The sequence below is a fragment of the Brevibacterium sp. XM4083 genome, from assembly GCF_006489205.2.
Classification (GTDB): Bacteria; Actinomycetota; Actinomycetes; order Actinomycetales; family Brevibacteriaceae; genus Brevibacterium.
On record NZ_VFYR02000003.1, the window covers coordinates 480,962 to 506,427 of the forward strand.

The following is a 25,466-nucleotide window of genomic DNA, read 5'->3' on the forward strand; positions in this document are numbered from 1 at the left end:
GGCCAGGGTCAGCCGGCGGCCAGGGTCAGCCGGACGGCGCGGATCGTCAGTGCGAGCGCCCGCGCCCGAGCCTCCCGATCAGCGACTCCGGCGCTGACGGAGTGGAGATGCCCGGAGCCGACGGTGAGGAACACGTACATCGCGGCCCACTCGACGGGCACCTCGGAGGTGATCGACCCGTCGGCCTGACCGCGGGCGATGACCGCCTCGAGGGCGTCACCCTCAGCCCCACCCTGCTGACCGACGGCAGCATCCCCGTCGCCAGCCGCGGCGGCGCGACGCTCGCGCTCCACCTCGGCGAAGGTGTCGTCGGTGATGATGGGATTGTCGGCGAAGAGCAGGGTGAGCACGTCGGGGACGGTGAAGAGCTGGGTGCACACCCGCTCTACGGCGTCGAGACCGTTGCCGACCTCGGGCCGGGCCGATCGGAAGGCGTCAGTGAACACCCGCGCACCGTGGCGGGCCACCTCGGCGATCATCGCCTCCCGATCGCCGAAGTGCCGGTAGAGCGTCGTGCGACCGACTCCGAGGTGCGTCGCGACCTCGCCCATCGACGCCGCCGGATTCGCCGCGAGCACCGCCAGCGCTTCCCGCACGAGGGCATCCCTGCCGAGCCGTCCCATCCCTGTGCCCATCTGCGCCCTTCGTCGTCGGATCGTGTCTCATCGCCCAGCCGCATCGCCGACCGTCGGATCGAGAGATCGCCGTCTCTCGATTCTCCCCCATGGAACACTAATGTTCCATCCTGGTACACTGATGTTCCAGAACGGCGTGAGATCCGCGCTGTCACGAGACCCGGGAGGATCGATGTCACGCGCGCCCGCCGACGTCTTCGCCCTCAGCCGTTCCGACATCGTCGTCATCAGCCTCGTCTGCGTGGCCGCGGGCATCGCGCTCGGCTTCTTCCTGCCTGCGGTCGCCGGGCTCGCCGCCCGCTTCCCGATTCCCTTCGGCGACATCATCGAGAAGCTCAGCGCCTTCGACGAGCAGTGGATCGTCGTCGCCCGGCCGATCCTCGGCGCACTGCTCGGCGGTGTGGCCGCGCTCGTCGTCGTCGAGTCGACGTCGCGGCTGACGATCGGCGAGGACGGGATCACCGTCGGGTCGCGCAGCGGAGACCCGGTGCGGATCACGCGGCAGTCGTTCGTCACCGCCTACTTCGACGGCCGTCAGCTGACGATCCTCACCACCGGCGGCCACCAGGCCTTCAAAGGCGGCGTCGAGGGCAGGAGGGAGAAGGTCGCCGAGGCATTCACCGCCCGCGGCTACCGCTGGGGTGAGATCTGAGCGGCTCCCACGCTCAGCAGCTCCCGCTCGACCATTCGACCCCGGCCATTCGTCCCCTCCACCCCGCCTCGTTCGGGCAGTTCGTCCACCGTTCGCGACACGATCGGCACCCCCGTCCGTGACCGTCTGGAGAGCCTGGATCGGTGATCGCGGTCACGTCATCATGAAGTCATGACCATCGACGTTCCCACCACAGGCCGCGCTCTTCCCCAGCTGCAGCCCATCAGCTTCATCGGCCCCGACGGCCGACCGACCGACACCCCGACCGAGGGACTGACGATCCCGAGCGATCGGACCCTGACCGGCCTCTACCGGCAGATGGTCCTCGTCCGCCGGTTCGAGGCGCAGGTGACCCACCTGACCAGGCAGGGACGCCTCGCCACGTATCCGTCGGCGGCGGGACAGGAGGCGTGCGAGGTCGGCGCGACGACTGCGCTGTCGCCGAACGACTGGCTGTTCCCCACGTACCGCGACTCCGCGGCTCTGCTCACCCGCGGCGTGCCCGTGAGTGAGATCCTCGCCGCCTTCCGCGGTGACTGGCACTGCGGCTTCGACCCGCAGGAGTACCACACCTCACCAGCGGCGACGCCGCTGGCCACGCAGACCCTCCATGCCGCCGGCTTCGCGATGGCCTCGAAGCTCAAGGGCCGTCACGCGGCGACGCTGACGTTCCTCGGCGATGGTGCGAGCAGTGAGGGCGACACCCATGAGGCCTTCAACTTCGCCTCGGTGTGGCAGACCCCGACGGTCTTCGTCATCCAGAACAATCAGTACGCGATCTCGACCCCGCTGCGCGAGCAGTCGAACGCGACGATGCTCGCCGACCGCGCCGCCGGTTACGGGATGCCCGGCATCCGCGTCGACGGCAATGATGTCGCCGCCGTGTTCGCCGCCGTCTCCGCGGCCCTCGAACGCGGTCGCGAAGGCGACGGGCCGACCCTCATCGAATGCCTCACGTACCGGATGGAGTCGCACACGAACTCCGACGATCCGACGAAGTACCGCGACGCCGAGGAGGTCGAGCACTGGAAGCAGTTCGACCCGATCGACCGCCTCGAGACGTTCCTCCGCGACCGCGGCGTCCTCGATGACGACCGCGTCGCAGAGATCGCTGCCGAGGCCGAGACGCTGGCCGCCTCGGTGCGCGAGGCGATGAACACCGAGGCCGAGGTCGACCCGACCGAGCTGTTCGCCTTCGTCTACGGGACCGAGCGCACGAGCCTGAGCGAGCAGCGCGCCCAGCTCGAGGCCGAACTCGCAGGGGCTGAGGCATGAGCGTCGACTCCACGACCGACACCGCGCCCGCCGACACCCCTGAGCCGGCGACCGCAGCGACGGCGACCGCAGCGACCGCGGACACGGCCACAGACACAGACACCGCTACGACCGCGACCACCGCCGCCCCCGCCTCGGTGACGATGACGAAGGCCCTCAACCAGGCGCTGCGCGATGCCCTGGCCGAGGACGAGAACGTCGTCGTCTACGGCGAGGACGTCGGCCGCCTCGGCGGGGTCTTCCGGGTCACGGAGGGCCTGCGGAAGGAATTCGGACCCGAACGCGTGTGGGACTCCCCGCTCGCGGAGTCGGGCATCGCCGGCACCGCGGTCGGCATGGCGATGGCGGGAATGCGCCCGGTCATCGAGATGCAGTTCGACGCGTACGCCTACCCCGCGTTCGAGCAGATCGTCTCCCACATCGCGAAGATGCGGAACCGGACGAAGGGCCGTGTCACCCTGCCGATCACGATCCGCATCCCGTACGCCGGTGACATCGGCGGCGTCGAGCACCACTCGGACTCCTCCGAGGCGTACTGGACGTCGACGCCGGGACTCACCGTCGTCACCCCGTCGAATCCGGCCGACGCGTACTCGCTCCTGCGCGAGTCGATCGCCTCCGACGATCCCGTCATCTTCATGGAGCCGAAGTCCCGGTACTGGATGAAGGACACGCTCAGCCTGCCGGTGACGACGGCTCCGATGAACCGCGCCGAGGTGGTCCGCGAGGGCAGCGACGTCACTCTCCTCGCGTACGGGCCCACCGTCCGCACGGCCCTCTCGGCCGCCGAGGCGGGAGCCGAGCACGGACTGTCCATCGAGGTCATCGACCTGCGCTCGCTCTCGCCGTTCGACGACGAGACCGTGTCCGCCTCCGTCCGCCGGACCGGACGGGCCGCGGTCATCCATGAGGCCGCCCAGTTCGGCGGCTACGGCGCCGAGGTGGCCGCCCGGGTCACCGAACGCAACTTCACGTACCTCGCCGCCCCGATCCTCCGGGTCACCGGCTTCGACGTGCCCTATCCGTCCCCGAAGCTCGAGGAGTACTACTTGCCGACCGCCGAACGCGTCCTCGACGCCCTCGAATCCTGGGATTGGGAGCTGTGATGAGTGCTGTCTCGACCACCGGAGCACGCGACTTCATCCTCCCCGACCTCGGCGAGGGCCTCACCGAGGCGGAGCTCATCGGCTGGAAGGTGGCCGTCGGCGACACCGTCCACGTCGACCAGATGGTCGTCGAGGTCGAGTCCGCGAAGAGCGTCGTCGAACTGCCGTGCCCGTTCGCGGGCACGATCGTCGCGCTCCACGCGAACGCCGGTGACACCGTCGAGGCCGGGCAGGCCCTGCTCTCCGTCGCCGAGGCGGGGGCCACTGACGCTGCCCCCGCGGGCGATGCCGCCGGTGCCGGTTCCACTGGTGCCGATTCGGGTGCCGCCGCGGACGAACTGCCCACCGACGACGCCGACCCCGTCGGCATCGAAGGCGGAGGAGCGAACCTCATCGGCTACGGGACGACCGCGCCGAAGGCGCGCTCGGGCAAGAAGCGCTCATTCGGCGCGAAGTCGCCCGTCTCACCGGCGGAGACGCCGAGCACACCGGCCCAGTCGGCTGAGCCGGCCGCGCCGTCCACCCCGGCTCCCGCGCAGCCGGCAGACACCGCCACCACCTCCCCCGTCTCCTCGCCGATCGTGCGCAAACTCGCGAAGGATCATGGCATCAGCGCGAAGCACCTGCCGGGAACCGGCCCAGGCGGGGTCGTGACCAGGGCAGACGTCCTCGCCGCCGTCGACCGACAGGGTGCGGACGGCCTCCAGGGCACTCCTGAGCGCCAGGCCACGCCCACCTCGGCGCCGGGCCAGCCGCACACCGCGGCCACGACGGGAACCCCGATCCCGAGCACGGACCGCGACACCCGCACTCCGATCACGGGACTGCGGAAGGTCGTGTCCGAGCGGCTCTCCCAGTCGCGGAGGGAGATTCCCGAGGCGACGATCTGGCTCGACGTCGACGCGACCGAGCTGCTGACGACGAAGAAGGCCCTCGAGGCCCGCACGGGCGAGAAGTTCTCGCTGCTCGCCCTCGTCGCCCGCTTCGTCATCGCCGGGCTGAAGAAGTATCCGATCCTCAACTCCTCGATCGACACGGCCGCGAACGAGATCGTCACCCACGGCGACATCAACCTCGGGCTCGCAGCCCAGACGCCGCGCGGACTCATGGTTCCCGTCGTCCACGGGGCCGGGGAGATGAGTCTGCGGCAGCTGCGCGACGAGATCGGCGAGACCGTGGGCAAGGCCTCGACCGGCAAGTTCGCGTCCTCGGAGCTGACCGGCGGGACGTTCACCCTCAACAACTACGGCGTCTTCGGCGTCGACGGGTCCGCCCCGATCATCAACCTCCCCGAGGTCGCGATGCTCGGCCTCGGTCGGATCAAGGACCGGCCGTGGGTCTCACACGGCGAGCTCACGGTGCGCAAGGTGATGTTCCTCAGCTTCGTCTTCGACCATCGTGCGTGCGACGGTGCCGAGCCGAGCGAGTTCCTCACCTTCGTCGCCGACTGCATCGAGAACCCGATCTCCCTCCTCCCGGAGGTCTGAGCCAGCGGCGGTCGTCACGCCGCCGCGTGACGGAAGTTCCGGACGCGGAGTGTCGATTCTGGTCACCGAGATCGACACTCCGCGTCCGGAACTTCGTCGCTCACGCCGAACCTGAGGACTCGAGTGCGAGCTGCGGCCATGTCGCGAGGTCAGCGCGCAGCTGCCGGTCATGCGTGGCGACGACGATCGCCGAGGCGGTCGTGCCCAGGGCATCGGTGAGATCGTCGACGAGCGACGCGGAGAGATGGTTCGTCGGCTCGTCGAGGAGGAGCAGATCGGGCTGCTCGGCCAGGCACAGCGCGAGCTGGAGGCGTCGCTGCTGCCCCTGGGACAGACGTCCGACCGGCGTCCTGGCCGCTGCCGAGTCGAGCAGGCCGAGACTCGTAAGCGACGGCGCGCCATCGTCGTTTCGCGCGCGTGCCCGACCATTCTCCCGTGCGCTCCGCTCGACGTGTTCGACGTGTTCGACGTGTTCGGCGTAGATGCGGAACGCCGGCGTCGTCGCGTCCCAGTCGGGTGGCTCCTGGGTCAGCAGTGCGATCCGCGCCTCAGGATGCCGCGACACCACCCCGGTGCTCGGGGTGACCAGTCCGGCGAGCACCGCGAGCAGCGTCGACTTGCCTGCCCCGTTCGGACCGCTGAGCACGAGCCGATCGCCGCCGTCGACAGCGATCGACACCGGCGCAGTCAGACGCCGCTCGACTGTGATGTCGTCAGCGCTGAGGATCGGTGACCCGGGGCGCGTCCGCGACACCGGCCAGGACAGGCGCAGCGGGGGTTGCGGCACCGTCACCCGGTGGGACTCGAGCTCCTCGACTCGCCGGTTGAAGGCCTGGACGACTCCGGCTGCCCGCGTCGCGCGCTGGTGCTTGCCCGTGCCCTTCGGCGGTCGCCACCCGGTGGAGAGGCGCCCCCGGGCATCCTCGGCGGCCTGCGTGAGACGGGAGTGCTCGGCCACCTCGGCGGCATAGTCCTGCTCCCAGCTCTCCCGCTCGCGTCGCACCCCGTCGACCCACCCCGCATAGCCGCCGGCGTACGTGCGTGGCCGCCCGTCCCGGCTGGGATCGAGGTCGAGGAACGTCATGGCGACGTCGCGGAGCATGGCCCGGTCGTGGCTGACGATTGCGATCCCGCCGGGATGCTCCCGCAGGCGGGTCGTCAGGTAGTCAAGGGCAGCGGCGTCGAGGTGGTTCGTCGGTTCGTCGAGGAGGAGCAGGTCCGTGGTCGATCCGAGCACCATGGCCAGGCGCACACGGTAGCGCTGCCCGACCGAGAGGCTGGCCAGAGTGCGGGTTCGGTCCGTCGTCGCGTGCAGCCCGGCAAGGGCGATGTCGATGCGCCGTTCGGCGTCCCACGCGTCGAGGCCCGTCGCACGGTCAAGGGCTGCGGCGTAGTCGTCCTCGGCCCCGGTCTCACCGCCGGCCAGCCTCGCGGTCGTCTCCTCGAGCGCCGCCAGTGCCGCGAGTTCGTCGCTGATGGACTCGGCGATGAGGTCGCCGACAGTCCGCTCCCCCACGGCGTCGAGCTCCTGCTCGACGAGCGCGAGCGTTCCGGTGCGGGTCACCGTCCCCGCGTCGGGAACGAGCGCACCGGCGAGAACGTGGAGCAGGGTCGTCTTCCCGCGCCCGTTCTCGCCGACGATGGCCAGCCGGGAGCCGGCGGAGAGCGTGACGTCGACGCCGTCGAGGACCAAGCATCCGCCGCGGTCGACGGTGAGGTTCTCAGCGCGGATGTGCGCGGCCGCGCCTGCGGGAAGGGTGATGTGTCGAAATGGTGAAGTCAGTGGCATTGCAGTCTCTCAGCTCGTCATGGAGCCGGACAGCACAATGGAGCCGCCCGGCGATCAGCCTGGACGGCGAACGAGAGATCAGAGGGTTGAGAAGACCGGTCCCGCCGCCGTCAGCGGCGGTTCCACAGTTTCATCGAATCGATCATGGCACCCAGTCTAGCAAGCGGCTCGCCCCGGTCAGCAGACCCGCTCACGCCCGGGCGGGCTCGGGGCGGTTCTCGTGGGCGATGCCCGAGTGCTCGTCGCCGTTGCCGAACCGCAGCAGCCGCAGAGCGTTGAGGACGACGAGGAACGTCGATCCCTCATGGATGAACACGACCGGTCCCATCTGCAGCCCGAGCAGGCTCGCGGGGACGAGGAAGGCGACGATGACGAGGGAGGCGATGAGGTTCTGCCGGATGATCGCCGAGGAGGCCCGGCTCAGCCTGATGAGGAACGGAACCTTGCCGATGTCGTCGCTCATCAGTGCGACATCCGCGGTCTCGAGCGCGACGGCCGAGCTCGCGGCCCCCATCGCCACCCCCACCGAGGCGTTCGCCATGGCCGGGGCGTCGTTGACGCCGTCGCCGACCATCGCAGTGTCGCCCTGCGAGGAGAGTCGGCGGATCGTCGACACCTTGTCCTCGGGCATGAGGTCGCCGGCGGCGGTGTCGACGCCGACCTCGGACCCGATCGCGTCGGCAACGCACTGATTGTCCCCGGAGATCATCACGAGCTCATCGACGCCGGAGGTCCGCAGGGAGCTGATGACGGCCTTCGCCTCGGCGCGCGGGGCGTCCATGACGCCGAGGGCCCCGAGGAACCGGCCGCCCCAGCGGACGACCATGATCGTCCGGCCCGCGTTCTGCAGCTGCGTGACGAGGTCCTCGATCTCCGGAGTGAGATCGCCTGAGAACATCCGCAGGCTGCCGAGTTCGGCGCGCTGCCCGGCGATCGTCGCGGTCACGCCCTGACCGGTGACCGATTCGACGTCGCCGGCCTCGAGCCGGTCGGCGGCCGGCACCTGCGGGTCGAGCCCGGTGACGATCGCCGTGGCCAGGGGATGGTCGACGGAGGATTCGAGGGCGAGGGCGACGCGGGAGAGCTCGTCGGCCTCGACACCCGCGGCGGGTCGGATGTCGGTGAGCCGGGGCAGTCCCCAGGTCAGCGTGCCGGTCTTGTCGAAGGCGATCGAGCGCACCTTCCCGAGCGTCTCGAGGGGTCCACCGCCCTTGATGAGCAGTCCCGCCCGGGCCGCGCGGGCGACACCGGAGAGGACGGCGGCGGGAGTGGCAATGGCGAGCGCGCACGGGCTCGCTGCGACGAGGACGAGCATCGCCCGGTAGAAGCTGTCGGCGAACGTCTCGTCGAGGACGAACCAGCCGACGGCGAGGACGATGAGGACCATCGCGATGACGGCGGGAACGTACCAGCGCTGGAACCGGTCGATGAAGCGCTGGGTCGCGCTCTTCGTGTCATCGGCTTCGCGGACCATCGTCACGACCCGGGAGAGCGTCGAGTCCGCGGAGACGGCGAGGACGACGATGTCGAGGGAGCCGGAGCCGTTGACCGTGCCGGCGAACACCCGGGAGGCCGGGTCGATGCGACCAGGGTTGTCGACAGCCTCGGTGCGGTCGGTGACCGGGGACTTCTCCGCGGGGATGCTCTCGCCGGTGATCGCCGACTGGTCGACGGCCGAGTTGCCGACGGCGACGAAGCCGTCGGCGGGGATGCGGGCATGGGGGCGCACGACGACGACATCGCCGATCTCGAGGTCCTCGGTGGGCCGCTCCACGACGACATCGCCGATGCGCACGAGCGCGGTGGCCGGGGCGAGCTCCGCGAGCGCTTCGATCGAGCGCTTGGCCCGTCCCATCGCGTACTCCTCGAGGGCGTGACCGAGGGAGAAGAGGAAGAGGAGCACAGCGCCTTCGGCGAACCGGCCGACGCTGGCCGCGCCGATCGCGGCGACGAGCATGAGGAAGTCGACCTCGAACCGGCCGTGCCGCACGGAGTTGATCGCCGTGGCGAAGGTGAAGAACCCGCCGAAGAAGTACGTCGCGAGGAAGAGGGGGATGGCGATCTGGGTCAGGGGTGCGCCGGGGACGAAGTACTCGAAGATCGCTCCGGCGATGTAGGTGACACCGGAGGTGATCGCGAACCCGAGCTCCCAGGCAGGCCCGCCGAGGCGACCGTGGCCGTGCCCGTCATCGCCGGGTTTCGCACGCGACCGGTCGTTCGTCGCTGTGACAGCTGCCGACTCGTTCCGCTTCTCGTCCATACCCCAATCGTATGCACGTATATTTATATGTCAATATGTTTGCGGGAATTCCCAGTCGTCCAAGGGCTCAGTCGCCGAGGAGCGCTCAGTCGTCGAGAAGCACTGCGGCGTACATCGGGCGGGCGGCGTCGGGGCTCGGCGGGTGGAAGAGCCCGGCCGTCGCGTCACGGTAGAGCCGGGAGGCCTCGTGGCTGTTGTCGAAGCCGCTGCCGCCCGTGCTCAGCAGGGCGGCCTCCGCGGTGCGGCGGGCCACCTCGGCGGACTTGATCCGCGCACCGACGAGGCGCAGAGGCCAGCCGGCGCCGTGATCGACGAGGTCGTCGAAGTCGCGGGAGTACGCGTCGATCATCGCGGGCACCGTGAGGGAGTCGAGGTGGGCGTCGGCGAGGCGGGCGCGGGCTTCGGGGACCTCGGCGAACGTCGTCCCGGACTTCGCCGATCTCCGCGTCTTCAGCGCTGCCGCCCCGACTTCGAGGGCGCGCGCGGCGATGCCGGCGTAGACGGCGGCGATGAGGAGCTGGAAGTTGCTCGTGATCGCGAACGTGAGCAGGTCGGGGTGACGACCGGCGGGGATGACCCGCGAGACGCGGTCGGGGCGCATCGGCACGCGGTCGAGGATCGTCGCCCGCGACTGGGAGCCCCGCATGCCGAGGACGTCCCACGTCTCCGACACGGTGATTCCCGGGGCGTCGCGGTCGATGAACCCGTAGACGAGTTCGCCCTCCGCCGGCTCGTCGCCGTCGGGGCCGGCGATGCCGTCGTCGACCGGGGTGATCGCGCCGTGGACGATGAGCCGGGTCCACACGGGTGACAGCGAGGTGAAGATCTTCACCCCGGTGAGTTCGTAGCCGCCGTCGGGGGTCGGGACCGCCTCGGTGTGCGAACCCTGGAGCACCCAGTCGTTGCCGGGTTCGGAGATCCCGAACGCGAAGATCTCACCGGCCATCGCCTCGTCGAACACCCAGTTCAGCGAATCGTCGCCGCGATCGGCCAAGGCCTTGACGACGCCGGTGGTCATGAGGTGCATGTTGACGGCGAGCGCGGTCGCCGGGGCCGCCGAGGCGAGGCGCTGCTGGAGTCGGGCGACCTCGAAGAGGCTCAGCCCCGGTCCCCCGTGGGCGACGGGGACGAAGAGCGTGAGGTAGCCGCGGGACTTGAGCTCCTCGAGGTCCGCGTCGAAGAAGCCGTTCTCCCGGTCGGTGACAGCTGCGCGCTCCCGGAAGCGCTCGAGCATCTCTGCGGGCAGGAAGCGCTCGCCGAGTTCGGTGATGTGGGCTTCGCGATCGGTCATCGTCTCTCCTTGTTCTCTGTTGTCACGCTGTGATCCGGGCGAGTCCTCACGGGGTGATCCGGGCGAGGATGATCGCGCCGTTGTGGCCGCCGAAGCCGAAGGAGGTCGACAGCACGGTGTCGATCGGCGACTCGTCACCCACTGACCTCGCCTGACCAGCGACGATGTCCCAGCCCTCGGCGTCCGGGTCGCCGAGGTTGAGCGTCGGCGGCAGAGTCTGATCCCGCATCGTGTGCACGGCGATGATCGCTTCGACGACTCCGGCGGCGCCGAGGAGGTGGCCGGTGCTCGACTTCGTCGCGCTGATCGGGATCGTGCGGGCGGTCTCGCCGAGGGCGGCGTCGAAGGCGGCGAGTTCGGCTCGGTCGCCGGCCGGGGTGCCGGTGGCGTGGGCGTTGATGTGGTCGATGTCGGTCGGTTCGAGTCCGGCATCGGTCAGTGCCGCGCGCATCGCCGCTGCCGCACCGCGGCCCTCGGGGTGCGGGTTCGTCGGATGGTGGGCGTCGCTCGCGGCTCCGAACCCGGCGAGCTCGGCGAGCACCGCGGCACCACGGGCGGCCGCGCTGTCAGCGGATTCGAGGAGGATCGCCGCAGCCCCGTGGCTCATGACGAAGCCCTTCCGGGCGGCGTCGAAGGGTCGGCTCGCCGCATGCGGATCGTCCTCGTACCCGGCGGCGAGGGCCCGGAGGTTGGCGTTCGAGGCGAGGTTGACCGGTCCGAGGCAGTCCTCCATCCCGACGACGAGGACCGCGTCGGCGTATCCGTGGCGGATGCGCCGCATCGCCTCGCCGAGGCCGATCGCCCCGGACGCGCAGGTGGCCGACACGCCCTGTGCGGGTCCGCGGAGGTCGAAGCGCTGACTGAGCAGGGCGGCCGCGGAATCGGGGGCGCCGTGGATGGCGAGGGTGAGCGGGACACCGCGCGGGCCCGCCGCGTCGAGGGCGCGGGTGGCGGCCTGCATGGCATCGACGGGTCCGGATCCGGTGGCGGCGATGACGCCGACGCGCTCGCGGTCCCACGGCAGCGCCGCGGCAGGGTCGGGAATGCCGGCCTGCGCCAGCGCCTGGTCGCCGGCGGCGATCGCCCAGTGCTGGACCGGGCTGAGACGACGGGCGAGCGCTCGCGGGAGGACCGCCTCGGCGTCGAAGTCCGTGATCTGCCCGCCGATGCGCACGGCGAGGTCGGCGAACTCCTCGCCGACGAGGACGTCGATCGCGCTCCGTCCCGCGCGGACCGCGTCCCAGAGGCTCTCGGGGTCGAGCCCGCTCGGGGTGATCGCGCCCATGCCGGTGATGACGGCGCGGCGGTCACCGCTCACGGTCGCCGCCTCACAGTCTGCGTCCCTGTTCGTTCACGATGAGGTCAACGGTTTCTGCGCGTCGAATCTTCCCGCCGACCGTGCGCGGGAGCTGATCGAGGACGTAGAACCGCCGCGGCACGAACTGCGGTGCGAGCTGGGTCCGCCCGTGCGCGAGGAGAGCCGCCTTGTCCGGGAGGCCCGCCATCGACTCTGACTCCGGCTCCGACTCCGGCTCCTGCGTCGGCGTCGGCCGGTCGCCGCCGTCCTCGATGACGAGGGCGACGACGGTGCCGAGGTTCGCATCGGGGAGGGCGATGGCGACGACCTCGCCGAGGTGGGGCACGGTGCCGTACGCCCGTTCGACCTCGGGGAGGGAGACCTTGTGTCCCCCGGTGACCGCGATGTCCCCGGCCCGTCCGGCGAGCTGGAGGAGACCACCGGCCATCCGCCCCTGATCATGGACGGTGGCCCAGCCGTCGGGGCCGCGGAGGACCTCGGTGCTCGTGCCGGTGACGTAGCCCTCGGAGCATGCGGCGGCGAGGATCCACAGCGTCCCGAGCTCACCGTCGGGCACGGGGGAACCGGAGTCGTCGCGGATCTGTGCGCCGATCGTCGGATAGATCGTGATCCACGTGCCGTCGCCGGCGCGGGAGTCTCCGATGAATCCGATCTCCGCGGCCCCGTAATAGCTGATGAGACGGGTGTCGGGAAGAACGGCGCCGAGGCGGTCGCGGATGACTGCGGGCAGGTTCGCTCCCCCGGTGACGACGAGGTCGAGACCGGCGAAACGCTCGGGGTCGCGGTCGGCCGCCTCGGCGAGCGCCCGAACGATTGCCGGCACCGCGACGATCCGGGTGACGTTCTCCTCGGCGATGCGCCGACCCATCGCGGCGGGGTCGAACTCGTCGGCGACGTGGACGCTGCCGCCGGTCGCGAGGCTCTCGATGACGGCGTAGAGGGTGAGGCTGTAGGACACGGGTCCGGGCGCGAGCGTCGCGACGCCCGGCAGCGGTTCGAGGTGGGCGGCGGAGACGGCGACGTTCGCCCGGTACTGCTCCCGGGTCTTGATGAACGCCTTCGGGTTGCTCGTCGTGCCCGACGAGAAGAGCATGAGGAAGGGCTCCGCGGGGGCGCGCACGCGCGGGGCGGTCAGGTCGGGATCGGACCGGTGGGCGGCGACGGCGGCCTCGAAGGCGGTCGCGGAGATGACGGTGCCGGTCCATGCGGAGGCGGCGAGCGCCTCGGCGAGGGCGGGTGAGTCGCTGATGACGACGCCGATGCCGGTGGCCCGGATGATCCCGACCTGGTGGCTCAGCGGCCAGCGGGGGTCGATCGTCGCGGAGACCGCGCGGAAGCCGGCGAGCCCGGCGACGATGCGGGCGGTGAGGAACGCCGAGGTGTGGCTCACGGCTGTGATCGGCACGCCCGCGGCCTCCGGGGCCGGTGTCGGCGGGGCGCTTTGGGCGCGATGGAGGGCGTCGACGGCGGCGAAGACGGCCCGGGAGTCCGCGACGAGCTCGGCGTAGGTGAGCCGGTCGTCGCCGCCGACGATCGCGGGACGGTCGGGATGGGACGCCGCGGTCTCGAGGATGCTCGCGGTGATGGGCACGGGGACCTCCGTCGGTCGTGCGGCTCGAGGCGGTCAGGCCGCCTGGCTGCGCGCGCTCATGTCCGGCGCCTTGGCCGGTGTCGGGTCCGTGGAGACGGTCTTCGGGGCGCCGACCATGATCTCGGCGTCGGGGGCCGGAACGATCATCCCGAGCGGGTCGGTCAGTCCCGCCTCGGCGTAGAGCCGGGTGACGCGGGAGCGCAGGGCGCGCATGATGAAGATCGCGGCGATGGGGATGAGGACGATGATGATCACCGAGGTGACGCCGACGGCCAGCGAGATCGAGTCGGCGACGCCGTACATCGGGAGGCCGAAGAGCCCGAAGATCACACCGAGGATCGCGAGTGCGCCGAGCCAGACGAAGACCATCGTCACCCGGCTCCACACAGTGTCGAAGCGGCTGAGCTCCTCGTCGAGGGCGACGATCTCGGAGAGTTCGGGGCGGCGGTCGGCGGGAATCCGCCGGAACACCTGTTCGCCTGCGTCCGTGCTGTTCGACCACTGTCGGATGACCTGGCCGTTGCCGGTGATGTGCCACCGTGATGTCCACTGCTCCGTCATAGTGCGCAGTCTAAAGGGTGGAGATGAGCGCAGAATTCAGGGCTGATGTCGAGCGGGATCCGCCTCGGAGGCGATGCATCCACCTCGGAGGCGATACTGGGAGGCATGGATGACCGACGATGGCACCGCGGGGACGCGATCCTGTGGACCTATATCAACCCCGATTTCCCTGATCTCGTCGATCAGCGTCCTGTCACGGTCGTCGCCGACGACGAGCGGCATCTGGCGGTGTGGCTGGCACCCGGAACGCGCGTGCTCCATCAGGTCCTCGCGGACGGTTCGGAGCTGCGCAGCGCCGAAGGATCCGCACGATTCACGGCTCCTCGGGCGCAGGCGGTGCGGTCCTGGGTGGGCAAGGGAATCCTCGCGGTGTTCCAACCCGACACGATGCACTCCGTGTGGTTCTTCGAGAGCGCGTCGGGACGACGCGATTCCTACTACGTCAACATCGAGGCTCCGTTCACCCGCGACGGCTCAGGCATCACGACCTCCGATCTCGTCCTCGATCTCGTGGTCACCGCGGACGGCACGCATCGGTTCAAGGACGAGGACGAACTCGAATTCGCCGAGGCAGCGGGGCTGTTCTCCTCCGCCGACGTCACGTCGATCCGCGAGGCCGCTCAGCGTGCGGTGGCCGATGTGGAGCAGTGGCGGTTCCCCTTCGGCTCGGGCTATGAATCGTTCCAGCCCGATCCGAGCTGGCCCGTGCCGTCGCTGCCTCACGATGCCGACTGGGAATTCGAGACCTGACGCCGCCGGATCCGGCGGCGAGCGATCAGCGCACAGCGACGCGGGCGCCGCACCGAGCCCTGGGATGACTCCCGGACCCGGCGCGACGCCCGCGCGGTGATCGGTGCGCGACCGATCAGGCTGAGTTCACCAGGTGGTCACTCGGCGACGTAGTACATGCGCTTGTTGACGAACTCGTCCATGCCGTAGGGACCGAGCTCGCGGCCGAAGCCCGAGCGCTTGGTGCCGCCGAACGGGATCTCCGCGCCCTCACCGGCCGGGGTGTTGACGTTCGACATGCCGACGTCGAGGCGCTGTGCGATCTTCGCGGCGCGCTCCTCGTCCTTCGAGAACACGGCGCCGCCGAGGCCGAAGTCCGTGTCGTTGGCGAGGTTGAGGGCGTCGTCGTCGCTCGAGACCTTGTAGACGGTCGCGACCGGGCCGAAGAGCTCCTCGCGGTAAGCGTCCATCTGCTCGGTGACGTTGGTGAGCACGGCCGGGGTGATGTAGGCCGAACCGTCGTCGGCGAGTTCACCGCCGACGAGCGTCGCACCCTGCTCGACGGCGCGGTCGAGCTGCTTGCGCAGGTTCTCCGCGGCAGCGCGCGAGGACAGCGGCGAGTATCCGCCTTCGATCGGATCGGACGGGTTCGACTTCTGCGAGCTCTGCGCGCGCTCGGTGAGACCGGCGACGAAGTCGTCGTAGATGTCGTCCATGACGATCATGCGCTTGTTCGCGTTGCAGACCTGACCGGTGTTGTAGAGACGGGTTCCCCACGCGGTGTCGACCGCCTCGTCGAGGTTGTCGGTGTCGAGGATGATGTAGGGATCCGAACCGCCGAGCTCGAGGACGGCCTTCTTGAGGTACTTGCCGGCGAGCGCACCGACGATCGAACCGGCCCGCTCCGAACCGGTCAGGGACACACCCTGGACACGGCGGTCGGCGATGATCGTCTCGATCTGGTCGTGCGAGGCGTAGACGGTGTTGTAGACGCCCTTGGGCACACCGGCGTCGTCCATGATCTGCTGGATCGCCGCCGCCGAGCGGGGGCAGATCTCCGCGTGCTTGAGGATGATCGTGTTGCCGAGCACGAGGTTCGGGGCAGCGAAGCGCGCCACCTGGTAGTACGGGAAGTTCCACGGCATGATGCCGAGCAGCACGCCGACCGGGCGGCGCTGGATGAACGCCTTGCCGCCGGAGAACGACTTGATCTCCTCGTCCTTGGAGAACTCGGGTCCGTTGTCGGCGTAGTAGTTGAAGATCGCCTCGGAGAACTCGGCCTCCTCGACGCCTTCGGGGATCGGCTTGCCCATCTCCTCGGCGATGATCTTCGCGAGCTCCTCCTTGCGCTCCCCGAAGAGGTCGGCGACCTTGTTGACGATCGCGGCGCGCTCCTCGATGGTCTTCTCACGCCAGGAGAGGTAGGCCTCGGCAGCGTCGTCGATGACCTGGCCGATCTGCTCGTCCGTCGCGGTGTCGAACCGCTCGATGATCTCGCCGGTCGCGGGGTTCTCGACCCGGTAGCCGGTCGCGGCACTGACTGAATTGCTCATATCGGACTCCTTTGACTCGCGGTGCCCTGGGTGGGCTCCGATGACGCGATTGCATGCCACAGCACCGTCTGGGGCGACGGATCGCGCATGCCTGCGTCTCACGCTATCAACACGTGACCTGAGCAACAAGTGGCGAAACCTGGGCGAATCATCACTGCTCGGACGGTCATCATGCCCTCACCGAGGCTGTGCGGATTTCGCGGCGGACCCGACGGAATCCGCACACCGGCACTACGGATGTCACGGTTTCGGCGGGGGTGCCCGCGCTCCGGTCGACCCGCGAACAGGGTGTTGATTTGCCGCCGACGATCGTTATACCGTGCAGTAACACCCCGTAGTAACTTACGTCACATTCGAGGCGCCGACGCTGCAGTCGGCGTCGGGAAGAGGATCAATGAAGTTCCCCATGCTCCGTCATCTGCGCGCACTCGGCTCGACTCACGCAGGGCGCATCGCCCTCGTCGCGATTCCCGCGGGCATCGTCTCCGCCGGCCTCATGGGCGGGGTCGCCCAGGGTGCCGTCCCCGTCTCGTTCTCCGTCTCCGGCAGCCAGTTCCAGATCAGCGCCTCCCAGCTCGATGGCACCGGATTCTCCCAGTACGGCGGTGTCGCCAAGGACACCGAGGGCGGCGACCACACTGTCGCGATCGCGAACATCAAGAGCGCTGAGCTGAACGATCTCTGCCAGTCTGCGGTCACCGACACGCCGCTGGGCAAGGTCGGCGTCCTCATCACGGCCGGAGGAAACGGCGAACCAGCGACCGCGAGCGATCTGCAGATCGGCATGACCGGACTCAAGGGCGACGCCGAGTTCGAGAACATCCGCATCGGCGTTGACGCCTCGGACGTCGAGACCAAAGCCAAGGGCTCGCCCGGCGACTTCGCCCAGGACGCCGATACGATCGCGATCTCGGGCCTCGAGCAGACGGCCTGGAGCACCCAGGCGTCCGTCTTCACCCTCAAGGGGATGAAGCTGGAGCTCACCGACGGCTCGAAGACGTGCTTCTGATGGCTGAGGCATCGACCAACACCGAGAGCACCGCCACCACCACTGACGCGGCAGTCTCCCCGGACGCGCAGGCACCGCCGTCGCGGCGCAGCCGCCGCAGCACGGAGAAGTCGCGTGCCACCGAGAAGTCGCGTATCGCCGCGACGACGCGCACGGCCGAGAACGGCCGGGGCTTTCGGCACTGGCGTCGGCAGCGGCCGTTCATCGGCGGGGTGCTCGTCGTCCTCGGCGGGCTCGAGCTCTTCTTCTCCGGCCAGCTCGACACCGGTAACATCCAGATCCAGTTCGGCATCGAGGGCCTGCAGGCCACGGTCATCCCGATCGCGCTCGTGCTCCTCGGCGTCCTCGCGATCACGATGCCGACGCATCATGTGTTCTACGGGATCCTCGCGCTCATCGTCGCGATCTATTCGCTCGTCGGGGTCAACCTCGGCGGATTCGTCCTCGGCATGCTGCTGGCGAGCATCGGCGCCGTACTCGTCGTCGCCTGGATGGGACCGCGCGCCACGGCGAGCGATGAGGGGACTGGATGAGGGCGCGGGGGCGTCGGACGGCGCTGCTCCTGGCTGCTCTCGCGCTCACGGTCCCGGCGTCCGTGGGGGCCACAGCCCCCGAGGCCTCCGGGGCGACGACGGTCGATCGGACGGGTGGGCTCTGCTCGCCGCTGACACCGTGCGAGCGCCCCGTTCTGCCCGGTCCGGCTGCGGGACCGACGCCCCAGGTGCCCCGAGCACCGGTGGCCCCCGGCCCGGCTGAGCCCGGACCAGCCGAACCGGGACCAGCCGAACCGGGACCAGGTGACCTCGGACCCGGAGACCCCGCACCCACCGAGTCGCCAGCGCCGACCGGGCCAGCGCCGATCGGCCCATCACCCACCGAATCACCGTCACCGACCGAGTCACCCACCGAGTCACCGAGTCCGTCGCCGACACCGACGGCACCCGTCGACGCGGAGGAGGACGACAACGCCCCGGTCTTCGCGAAGACACCCGCGTCGATGGGATCGGAGAAGCTGTCGTTCACCGGCCTGAGCGGGATCTCGATCGTCAGCGTGCCCACGGCCGACGGCGGGAGCATCCGCGCGCTGAAGATCACCGCGGAGTCGATCACGATCGACGGGTTCTCACTCACGGTGCGGCCGCCCGATGAACCGGGGCTCGTGACGAAGGCCGACCAGATGACGCTCAAGGGCCACGTCAGCGTCTACCTCGGGTCGATCACCGCGACGACGAAGAGCGGGGATTCGGTGACCATCGGCACCGACACGCCACCGCCCCTCGACGATGTCGAACCGGGGCTGCTGCGCGTGACGATGGGCCTCGTCGGCTCGATGGCCGATTCGATCAGCTACAGCAACACCGACCAGAAGATCGTCTACCCCTGAGGTACGTCAACCCCGCTCCCTGAGGTACGTGACGAAGCTCTGTGCGAGCAGGCGTCCCACGCGCACGAGCTCGGCATCGGCGGCGTCGAGCTCGGCGACGATCGAGTCCGTCGTCTTCCCCTCGGGCAGTGCGACCGCGTCCGAACGCAGCCACCGCCGGATCTGGCCGGCGTCCGTCTCCGGGTGGAACTGCGTGCCCCACGCGAACTCGCCGACGCGGAAGCCCTGCACCGGGGCGTCCGACCCGGTGACGAGCAGCTCTCCGCCCTCGGGCAGCGCCATCTCCTCCTGGTGGAAGAGCACGGACGGCAGGGTCATCCCCGACAGGGCGGCGAACACCGGGTCCGCCTCCCCCGCCGAGGTGGTGTGCAGATCGTAGATGCCGATCTGCGGGCGCGCTCGCCGGGTGATCGGCGCGTCCGTGGCCGCGGCGAGCAGCTCCCCGCCGAGGCAGATGTTGAAGCTCGGGAACTCGCCGTCGGCTGACCGGCGCAGCAGGCTCCTCACCTCCGGGAACCACGGATTGTCCGCGTCCTCGAGGGGACCGGACGCCCCACCGAGGACGATGAGGGCTGCATAGTCGCCGAGGCCGCCGCCCCCGTGACCGTCGACGTCGACCGGGATCGCGTCGCCGAGGTACGGCCGGACGACGACCACCTCGGCGCCGGCCTCCTCCAGCCACTGACCGAACCGCTCCGGCCCGGTGCCCTTCTCGTGCTCGATGACGAGGATCGTCACGCCGCCTGGTCCCATGTCCTACTCCGCGGTGACGTACGCCGAGGTGATGCCGCCGTCGACGGTGAACGTCGAGGCGTTGACGAACGTCGAATCGTCGCTGGCGAGGAACGCGACGGCCGCCGCGATCTCCTCGGGCTCGCCGAAGCGTCCGCTCGGAACGTGGACGAGACGCCGCTGCGCCTGCACCGGGTCAGCGGCGAAGAGCTCGGTCAGCAGCGGCGTGTTGACCGGTCCCGGGCACAGGGCGTTGACCCGGATGCCCTGTTTGGCGAATTCGACGCCGAGTTCGCGGCTCATCGACAGCACCCCGCCCTTCGACGCGGAGTACGAGATCTGCGAGGTCGCCGCCCCCATGAGCGCGACGAACGACGCCGTGTTGATGATCGATCCCGACCCCTGCTTGACCATCTGCTCGAGCGCGTACTTGCAGCAGAGGAAGACAGAGGTGAGGTTGACCGTCTGCACCTTCTGCCACGCGGCGAGGTCGGTCGTGAGGATCGAACTGTCATCGGTGGGGTTGATGCCGGCGTTGTTGAACGCGACGTCGACGCGTCCGTAGTGCTCGACGGTGCGGGCGAAGAGGTTCCTCACGTCCTCCTCCTCGGCGACGTTGACGCGGACGAACAGGCCGCCGAGCTCCTCGGCAACCTCGGGCCCGCGCGTCTCGTCGAGGTCGGCGATGACGACCTTCGCCCCCTCTTCGGCCAGGCGCCGCGCGCTGGCCAGCCCGATGCCCGAGGCACCGCCGGTGATGACGCAGACTTTGTCCTTGAGTCGGGTTGCCGCAGTGGTCATTGCTCTCCTTGATGCTCTGGTGTGGCTGGTGTGACTGGTGTGGTGTGGGGTGGACTCGGCCGGTCGCTCAGTCCGCCGGCTGGGTCGCGAAGAAGACGTTCTTGACCTCGGTGAACGAGGCGACCGCGTCGGGTCCGAGCTCCCGGCCGAAACCGGACTGCTTGAACCCGCCGAACGGCGTCGAATAGCGCACCGAAGCGTGCGAATTCACCGACAGGTTCCCGGCCTCGACACCGCGGGACACGCGCATCGCGCGGTCGAGGCTCGCCGTCCAGATCGACCCGGAGAGCCCGTACTCGGTGTCATTGGCGATCCGCAGGGCTTCCGCCTCGGTGTCGAAGGGCACGACCGAGAGGACGGGCCCGAAGATCTCCTCGGTGAAGTCGACCGTCGAAGTCGTCGGCGGGGTGAGCACGGTCGGCGGGAACCAGAAGCCGGGCCCGGTCGGCGCGGTCCCGGTGAACGCGACGTCGCCGGCAGCGACGTAGCCTGCGACCCTGTCCCGGTGGGCGGCGGTGACCAGCGGACCCATCGCGGTGTCGGGCAGGGTCGGGTCGGCCGCGGCGAAGTCCCCGACAGCCTCCTCGAGCGCGGCCATGAACTCGTCGTAGATGCCGCGCTGGACGAGCAGGCGCGACCGCGAGCAGCAGTCCTGCCCGGAGTTGTCGAACACCCCACCGGGGGCCGCGGCCGCAGCGGCGGCGACGTCGGCGTCATCGAACACGATGTTCGCGTTCTTGCCGCCGAGTTCGAGGGTGAGGTTCTTCACCTGGTCGGCGCACCCGGCCATGATCCGCTTGCCGACCTCGGTCGACCCGGTGAAGACGACCTTCCTCACCGCCGGGTGGGTGACGAAGCGCTCCCCGACGACCGATCCCTTGCCGGGGATGATCGTCAGCACGCCCTCGGGGATGCCGGCCTCCCGGGCGAGCTCCCCGATCCGGATCGCCGTGAGCGGTGTGATCTCCGCGGGTTTGAGGACGACGGTGTTGCCGGCCGCGAGCGCCGGGGCGAACCCCCATGCGGCGATCGGCATCGGGAAGTTCCACGGCACGATGACCCCGACGACGCCGAGCGGTTCGTGGAACGTGATGTCGACCCCGCCGGCGACGGGGATCTGCCGGCCGAAGAGGCGCTCGGGCACCGCCGCGTAGTACTCGATGACGTCGCGGACGTTGCCGGCCTCCCACATCGCGTTCGAGATCGTGTGCCCGGCATTGGCGACCTCGAGCGCGGCGAGCTCATCGATCGCGGAGTCGACGGCGGCGGCGAAGCGCCGCAGCAGCCGGGCCCGATCGGCGGGGGCGACGTGGCGCCACGTCTCGTACGCCTCGGCGGCCCGCGCGATCGCCCGGTCGGTGGCCGCGAGGTCCGCGAGCTCCACCTCGGCGATCGACTCCTCCGTGGCCGGGTTGACGACGGTGTACGTGCTCAATGCGGTGTCTCCTTCACGCTGGTGCGGTCATGCTCATGGGGGCGCCGAGGCGGTCCCGCGCGGCGTCGACGAGGGCGGTGACGACGCGGGCGTCGTCCGGGTTGTGCTCGGGGTGCCACTGCACCGCGAAGAGCCATCCGGTCCCGTCGTCGGGCTGGTGGGCGGGGTCGATCTCGATCGCTTCGATGAGGCCCTCGGGGCTGCGCGCGGTGACGGTGAGTCCCGCGCCGAGGCGGTCGACGGCCTGGTGGTGGTAGCACGGTGCCGTCGCCGTCTCCCCGAGGACCGCGCGGGCGATGGTGCCCGGCTCCGTCGTCACCACGACCTCACCGTAGACCCCGGGGCTCGGCTGGTAATCGGTGTGGCCGGTCACCTCGGGCAGGTGCTGGATGAGCGTGCTGCCGTGGGCGACGGCGATGACCTGGAGGCCGCGGCAGATGCCGAGGACGGGCAGACCCCGCTGCCGCGCGGCGGCGAGCAGGAGGAATTCGCTGTCGTCGCGGAACGGCTGCGAGCCGGTGCGCTCGTGCGGCTGCGCCCCGTAGGCCGCGGAGTCGACGTCGGCACCGCCGGCGATGAGGAGCCCGTCGAGGCGCTCGAGCACCGCAGGCGACTGACCGTGCGGGGGCAGGAGGACCGGGATGCCGCCGGCGGCGGCGACCATGCGGACGTAGTCGGCGGGGACGAGGGCCGCCTCGGTGTCCCACACTCCCCACTGGGCCTGCTGCAGGTAGCAGCTGATCCCGATGACGGGAGCGGGCACCACGGGATCCTCATGCGCTGCTGCGGACCCGGGTCCCGCCTCGGCGATGTCAGAGTCGTTCGAAGCCACGGATCCTCTCCCAGTCGGTCACGGTCGAATTGTAGGCGGCGAGTTCGATGTCGGCGGCGTGGACGTAGTGGCGCACGACGTCCTCGCCGAACGCCTCCTTCGCGATGTCGGAGGTCTCGAGGAGGTCCCGCGCGCCGGTCAGCGTCGTCGGCAGGCGCTTCGCATCGGACATGTACGCGTTGCCCTCGGTGATCGCCGGCAGCGGGAGTTCGTGCTCGATCCCGTAGAGCCCGGCGGCGATGAGGGAGGCCGCGGCGAGGTACGGGTTGAGGTCGGCCCCGCCGACGCGGCATTCGACGCGCAGCGAGGGACCCGAGCCGACGACCCGGAACGCGCACGTGCGGTTGTCGAAGCCCCACGCGACCGCGGTGGGGGCGAAGGAGCCTTCGACGAAGCGCTTGTACGAGTTGATGTTCGGGGCGAAGAAGTACGTGAAGTCCTCGATGCACGCCAGCTGCCCGGCGATGAAGTGGTTCATGAGGGTGGAGAAGCCGTGCTCGCCGTCGCCGGCCATGACCATGTCACCGTCGGCGGAGCGGAAGCTGAGATGGATGTGGCACGACGACCCCTCCTTCTGGTCGTACTTCGCCATGAACGTGATCGACTTCCCGTGTTGGGCGGCGATCTCCTTCGCCCCGTTCTTGTAGACCGCGTGGTCGTCGCAGGCCTTGAGCGCCTGCTGGTAGCGGAAGGTGATCTCGTGCTGGCCGAAGTTGCATTCGCCCTTCGCGCCCTCGACGTAGAGGCCGGCACCGGCCATCGAGTTGCGGATGTCGCGCAGCAGCGGCTCGACCCGGGCGGTCCCGAGCAGGGAGTAGTCGACGTTGTACTGGTTCGCCGGGGTCATGTTCGTGTAGCGGGAGTCGAAGGCGTCCTCGTAGCTCGTGTCGAACGTGATGAACTCCAGTTCGGTGCCGACATGGGCGCTCAGTCCCGCCTCGGCGAGCCGGTCGAGCTGGCGCTTGAGGATCTGCCGCGGGGAGGCGGTCACGGGTTCGCCGGTCGTCCAGAACAGGTCGCAGTTGACCATCGCCGTGCCCGGCTGCCACGGCAGCAGCCGCAGCGTCTTCAGGTCCGGCTGCATGACGAGGTCGCCGTAGCCGGTCTCCCACGAGGACATCTCGTAGCCGTCGACGGTGTTCATGTCGACGTCGACGGCGAGCAGGTAGTTGCAGGCCTCCGAGCCGTGTCCGGCGACGTCGTCGAGGAAGAACTGCGCTCCCAGGCGCTTGCCCTGGAGCCTGCCCTGGGCGTCGGTGACGGCGACGACGACGGTGTCGATCGAGCCGTCCTCGGTGCGCCGTCGCAGTTCCTCGAGCGTCAGGGGCTCAGCCTGCACCGATCCGCGCGACGTCCGCTGAGGCGAGTGCGCGGTCGTGGGCGCCGAGGTGATCGTCGGTTTCGGTGAGGTCGTGAGGTCGTTCATCAGGGTTTCCTCTTGTTCTCAGTTGTCGTGCGTCGGTGTCGTGAGTCTGTGTCGTGAGTCGGTGTCGTCAGCCTGTGGATGAGTGGGGATGGGGATGAGTGGGGATGGGGATGCGCCGGGGGTCGGAGACGCCGAGTGGTTCGGCTATTTGAGTTCGCTCTCGGCGGCCTCGATCTGTGCGAACTCCTCCTCCGGGGCGCTCGCGACGAGGCGGTGGCGGGAGTAGAACCAGAAGTAGGCGAGCGCGACGAGGAAGACGGCTGCGGCGATGCCGGCGGCGAGGATGTCGACGAAGAACGTCGCGATGACCGCCACCGAGGCGAGGACGAGCGCGATGCCCGTGGTCACGACCCCGCCGGGGGTGCGGTAGCCGCGCTTGAGGTCGGGCTCCTTGAAGCGCAGCCGGATGTGCGAGAGGTTGAGCAGCACGTAGGAGACCGTGGCACCGAAGACCGCGACGTTGAGGAGGACACCGCCGTTGCCGCCGGAGAGCACGGCGATGAGGAAGCCGATCGTGCCGGGGACGATGAGAGCGAGCACGGGGGTCTTGCGCTTGCCGGTGTGGGAGAGCCACCTGGGCAGGTAGCCGGCCCGGGAGAGGGCGAAGAGCTGCCGCGAGTAGGCGAAGATGATGGAGAAGAAGCTCGCGACGAGTCCGGCGAGTCCGGCCCAGTTGACGAACGTCGCCAGCCACGAGCCCTCCCCGTAGGCCGCCCGCAGCGCCTCGGGCAGCGGGTTGTCCGACTCGCCCATGGCGGCCGCACCGGCGATGCCCGGGACGAGGAGGAGCATGAGGGCGCCGAAGACGACGAGGATGGCCATCGCGGTGATGATGCCCCGCGGCATATCGCGCTTGGGGTCGGCCGACTCCTCGGCGGCCAGGGGCACACCCTCGATGGCGAGGAAGAACCAGATGCCGAAGACGAGGGAGCCGAGCAGGCCGCTGATGCCCATCGGGAGGAACGTGCTCGAGCCCAGCGCCGCCGTGGGTGCGATGTCGAAGAGGTTGCTCGCATCGAAGTGCGGGATCGCGGCGAAAACGAAGACGATGAGCGCGATGACGGCGACTGCGGTGATGACGAACATCAGACGCAGCGCCTCGCCGACGCCCCACAGGTGGATGCCGATGAAGATCGCGTAGGCGACGAGGTAGATCGTCCACGAGGGCACGGACTCCGGCAGGATGCCGAGCGCCTGGACGTACCCGGCGATGAAGGTCGAGATCGCTGCCGGGGCCATCGTGTATTCGATGAGGACGGCCATGCCGGTGGCGAAGCCGCCGAGGGGGCCGAGCGCGCGTCTGGCGAACCCGTATCCCGCACCCGCCGTCGGCAGGGTCGAGGAGAGCTCCGCGAGACCGAAGACCATGCACACGTACATGAGTCCCATGAGGAGGAATGCGATGAGGAGACCGCCCCACCCGCCTTCCGCGAGGCCGAGGTTCCAGCCGGAGAAGTCGCCCGAGATGACATAGGCGACGCCGAGGCCGGCGAGGAGGATCCACCCGGCCGCGCCCTTCCTCAGCTGTCGCTTCTCGAGGTAGTGCTCATCGACGTTGCCGTACTCGATGTTCTTGGACATATCCGCTCCCAGCGATTCA

Annotated in this window: 22 protein-coding genes; 8 read left to right on the top strand and 14 right to left on the bottom strand. The window is 69.6% G+C overall.

Annotated features, from left to right (window positions below; all coding sequences use genetic code 11):
* Positions 1-8: 8 nt before the first annotated feature.
* Positions 9-635: a TetR/AcrR family transcriptional regulator gene (locus FJ887_RS11500; protein ID WP_137824557.1), complete on the bottom strand. Its 627-nt coding sequence runs from the start codon at positions 633-635 to the stop codon at positions 9-11.
* 172 nt (positions 636-807) lie between these two features.
* Here FJ887_RS11500 and FJ887_RS11505 point away from each other — a divergent pair, with 172 nt between their 5' ends.
* The 4 genes from FJ887_RS11505 (at position 808) to FJ887_RS11520 (ending at position 5,155) form a co-directional block, all read left to right on the top strand.
* Entirely contained in the window at positions 808-1,287 is a 480-nt protein-coding gene (locus FJ887_RS11505) for a YqeB family protein (RefSeq protein ID WP_137824558.1), read from the top strand.
* 171 nt (positions 1,288-1,458) lie between these two features.
* Positions 1,459-2,562: a pyruvate dehydrogenase (acetyl-transferring) E1 component subunit alpha gene (pdhA, locus tag FJ887_RS11510; RefSeq protein WP_137824559.1), complete on the top strand. Its 1,104-nt coding sequence runs from the start codon at positions 1,459-1,461 to the stop codon at positions 2,560-2,562.
* Positions 2,559-3,668, top strand: coding sequence for an alpha-ketoacid dehydrogenase subunit beta (locus tag FJ887_RS11515; protein ID WP_212743278.1), 1,110 nt, complete (start codon positions 2,559-2,561; stop codon positions 3,666-3,668). Before pdhA ends, FJ887_RS11515 begins: the two co-directional genes overlap by 4 nt.
* Entirely contained in the window at positions 3,668-5,155 is a 1,488-nt protein-coding gene (locus FJ887_RS11520) for a dihydrolipoamide acetyltransferase family protein (RefSeq protein WP_137824560.1), read from the top strand. Before FJ887_RS11515 ends, FJ887_RS11520 begins: the two co-directional genes overlap by 1 nt.
* 100 nt (positions 5,156-5,255) lie before the next feature.
* Here FJ887_RS11520 and FJ887_RS11525 read toward each other — a convergent pair whose 3' ends face one another.
* From FJ887_RS11525 to FJ887_RS11550, 6 genes are all read right to left on the bottom strand, one after another.
* Positions 5,256-6,944 (bottom strand): ATP-binding cassette domain-containing protein, encoded by a 1,689-nt coding sequence (locus FJ887_RS11525; protein ID WP_137824561.1) that lies wholly within the window; start codon positions 6,942-6,944, stop codon positions 5,256-5,258.
* A gap of 190 nt (positions 6,945-7,134) precedes the next feature.
* A complete protein-coding gene (locus FJ887_RS11530; RefSeq protein WP_140955396.1) occupies positions 7,135-9,204 on the bottom strand; it encodes a heavy metal translocating P-type ATPase in 2,070 nt (689 codons plus the stop codon).
* An 85-nt stretch (positions 9,205-9,289) separates the two neighbouring features.
* Positions 9,290-10,495, bottom strand: coding sequence for an acyl-CoA dehydrogenase family protein (locus FJ887_RS11535; protein ID WP_137824563.1), 1,206 nt, complete (start codon positions 10,493-10,495; stop codon positions 9,290-9,292).
* 46 nt (positions 10,496-10,541) lie between these two features.
* On the bottom strand, positions 10,542-11,813 hold the full coding sequence (locus FJ887_RS11540) for a beta-ketoacyl-[acyl-carrier-protein] synthase family protein (protein WP_137824564.1): 1,272 nt from the start codon (positions 11,811-11,813) through the stop codon (positions 10,542-10,544).
* Between the two features lie 10 nt (positions 11,814-11,823).
* Entirely contained in the window at positions 11,824-13,404 is a 1,581-nt protein-coding gene (locus FJ887_RS11545) for a class I adenylate-forming enzyme family protein (RefSeq protein WP_137824565.1), read from the bottom strand.
* 33 nt (positions 13,405-13,437) lie between these two features.
* Positions 13,438-13,965 carry a DUF2207 domain-containing protein gene (locus tag FJ887_RS11550; protein ID WP_137824566.1) on the bottom strand — a complete coding sequence of 176 codons (528 nt, stop codon included), beginning with the start codon at positions 13,963-13,965 and terminating at the stop codon, positions 13,438-13,440.
* Positions 13,966-14,070: 105 nt separating this feature from the next.
* On the opposite strand from FJ887_RS11550, the gene FJ887_RS11555 reads away from it, so the two are divergent.
* Positions 14,071-14,715 carry a ribonuclease FAU-1 family protein gene (locus tag FJ887_RS11555; RefSeq protein WP_171006967.1) on the top strand — a complete coding sequence of 215 codons (645 nt, stop codon included), beginning with the start codon at positions 14,071-14,073 and terminating at the stop codon, positions 14,713-14,715.
* Positions 14,716-14,852: 137 nt separating this feature from the next.
* Here the strand turns inward: FJ887_RS11555 and FJ887_RS11560 are convergent, their stop codons facing one another.
* Positions 14,853-16,247 carry an NAD-dependent succinate-semialdehyde dehydrogenase gene (locus tag FJ887_RS11560; protein WP_137824568.1) on the bottom strand — a complete coding sequence of 465 codons (1,395 nt, stop codon included), beginning with the start codon at positions 16,245-16,247 and terminating at the stop codon, positions 14,853-14,855.
* A gap of 394 nt (positions 16,248-16,641) precedes the next feature.
* Between FJ887_RS11560 and FJ887_RS11565 the strand changes: the two genes are divergently transcribed.
* The 3 genes from FJ887_RS11565 to FJ887_RS11575 all read left to right on the top strand — a co-directional run bounded on the left by FJ887_RS11565 (position 16,642) and on the right by FJ887_RS11575 (position 18,640).
* Entirely contained in the window at positions 16,642-17,256 is a 615-nt protein-coding gene (locus FJ887_RS11565) for a DUF6230 family protein (protein WP_137824569.1), read from the top strand.
* Entirely contained in the window at positions 17,256-17,789 is a 534-nt protein-coding gene (locus tag FJ887_RS11570) for a DUF6114 domain-containing protein (RefSeq protein WP_181365643.1), read from the top strand. Before FJ887_RS11565 ends, FJ887_RS11570 begins: the two co-directional genes overlap by 1 nt.
* A gap of 464 nt (positions 17,790-18,253) precedes the next feature.
* A complete protein-coding gene (locus FJ887_RS11575) occupies positions 18,254-18,640 on the top strand; it encodes a hypothetical protein (protein WP_137824570.1) in 387 nt (128 codons plus the stop codon).
* Between the two features lie 6 nt (positions 18,641-18,646).
* Here the strand turns inward: FJ887_RS11575 and FJ887_RS11580 are convergent, their stop codons facing one another.
* From FJ887_RS11580 to eat, 6 genes are all read right to left on the bottom strand, one after another.
* On the bottom strand, positions 18,647-19,393 hold the full coding sequence (locus FJ887_RS11580; RefSeq protein WP_137824571.1) for a type 1 glutamine amidotransferase: 747 nt from the start codon (positions 19,391-19,393) through the stop codon (positions 18,647-18,649).
* A gap of 3 nt (positions 19,394-19,396) precedes the next feature.
* Positions 19,397-20,173, bottom strand: coding sequence for a 3-oxoacyl-ACP reductase (locus FJ887_RS11585; protein ID WP_137824572.1), 777 nt, complete (start codon positions 20,171-20,173; stop codon positions 19,397-19,399).
* A gap of 67 nt (positions 20,174-20,240) precedes the next feature.
* Positions 20,241-21,608: an aldehyde dehydrogenase family protein gene (locus FJ887_RS11590; RefSeq protein ID WP_140955397.1), complete on the bottom strand. Its 1,368-nt coding sequence runs from the start codon at positions 21,606-21,608 to the stop codon at positions 20,241-20,243.
* Between the two features lie 13 nt (positions 21,609-21,621).
* Positions 21,622-22,440: a gamma-glutamyl-gamma-aminobutyrate hydrolase family protein gene (locus tag FJ887_RS11595; protein ID WP_249356581.1), complete on the bottom strand. Its 819-nt coding sequence runs from the start codon at positions 22,438-22,440 to the stop codon at positions 21,622-21,624.
* Entirely contained in the window at positions 22,421-23,866 is a 1,446-nt protein-coding gene (locus FJ887_RS11600) for a glutamine synthetase family protein (RefSeq protein ID WP_249356586.1), read from the bottom strand. Before FJ887_RS11600 ends, FJ887_RS11595 begins: the two co-directional genes overlap by 20 nt.
* A 144-nt stretch (positions 23,867-24,010) precedes the next feature.
* Positions 24,011-25,447, bottom strand: a complete 1,437-nt coding sequence (eat, locus tag FJ887_RS11605; RefSeq protein ID WP_137824574.1) for an ethanolamine permease — start codon at positions 25,445-25,447, stop codon at positions 24,011-24,013.
* Positions 25,448-25,466 lie beyond the last annotated feature (19 nt).

Coding starts and splice junctions, on each gene's coding strand:
- FJ887_RS11560 (WP_137824568.1), bottom strand. CDS start 16,247: ATGAGCAATTCAGTCAGTGCCGCGACCGGCTACCGGGTCGAGAACCCC.
- FJ887_RS11505 (WP_137824558.1), top strand. CDS start 808: ATGTCACGCGCGCCCGCCGACGTCTTCGCCCTCAGCCGTTCCGACATC.
- FJ887_RS11575 (WP_137824570.1), top strand. CDS start 18,254: ATGGGATCGGAGAAGCTGTCGTTCACCGGCCTGAGCGGGATCTCGATC.
- eat (WP_137824574.1), bottom strand. CDS start 25,447: ATGTCCAAGAACATCGAGTACGGCAACGTCGATGAGCACTACCTCGAG.
- FJ887_RS11600 (WP_249356586.1), bottom strand. CDS start 23,866: ATGAACGACCTCACGACCTCACCGAAACCGACGATCACCTCGGCGCCC.
- FJ887_RS11500 (WP_137824557.1), bottom strand. CDS start 635: ATGGGCACAGGGATGGGACGGCTCGGCAGGGATGCCCTCGTGCGGGAA.
- FJ887_RS11555 (WP_171006967.1), top strand. CDS start 14,071: ATGGATGACCGACGATGGCACCGCGGGGACGCGATCCTGTGGACCTAT.
- FJ887_RS11570 (WP_181365643.1), top strand. CDS start 17,256: ATGGCTGAGGCATCGACCAACACCGAGAGCACCGCCACCACCACTGAC.
- FJ887_RS11525 (WP_137824561.1), bottom strand. CDS start 6,944: ATGCCACTGACTTCACCATTTCGACACATCACCCTTCCCGCAGGCGCG.
- FJ887_RS11580 (WP_137824571.1), bottom strand. CDS start 19,393: ATGGGACCAGGCGGCGTGACGATCCTCGTCATCGAGCACGAGAAGGGC.
- FJ887_RS11515 (WP_212743278.1), top strand. CDS start 2,559: ATGAGCGTCGACTCCACGACCGACACCGCGCCCGCCGACACCCCTGAG.
- FJ887_RS11565 (WP_137824569.1), top strand. CDS start 16,642: ATGAAGTTCCCCATGCTCCGTCATCTGCGCGCACTCGGCTCGACTCAC.
- FJ887_RS11550 (WP_137824566.1), bottom strand. CDS start 13,965: ATGACGGAGCAGTGGACATCACGGTGGCACATCACCGGCAACGGCCAG.
- FJ887_RS11535 (WP_137824563.1), bottom strand. CDS start 10,495: ATGACCGATCGCGAAGCCCACATCACCGAACTCGGCGAGCGCTTCCTG.
- FJ887_RS11585 (WP_137824572.1), bottom strand. CDS start 20,173: ATGACCACTGCGGCAACCCGACTCAAGGACAAAGTCTGCGTCATCACC.
- FJ887_RS11520 (WP_137824560.1), top strand. CDS start 3,668: ATGAGTGCTGTCTCGACCACCGGAGCACGCGACTTCATCCTCCCCGAC.
- pdhA (WP_137824559.1), top strand. CDS start 1,459: ATGACCATCGACGTTCCCACCACAGGCCGCGCTCTTCCCCAGCTGCAG.
- FJ887_RS11530 (WP_140955396.1), bottom strand. CDS start 9,204: ATGGACGAGAAGCGGAACGAGTCGGCAGCTGTCACAGCGACGAACGAC.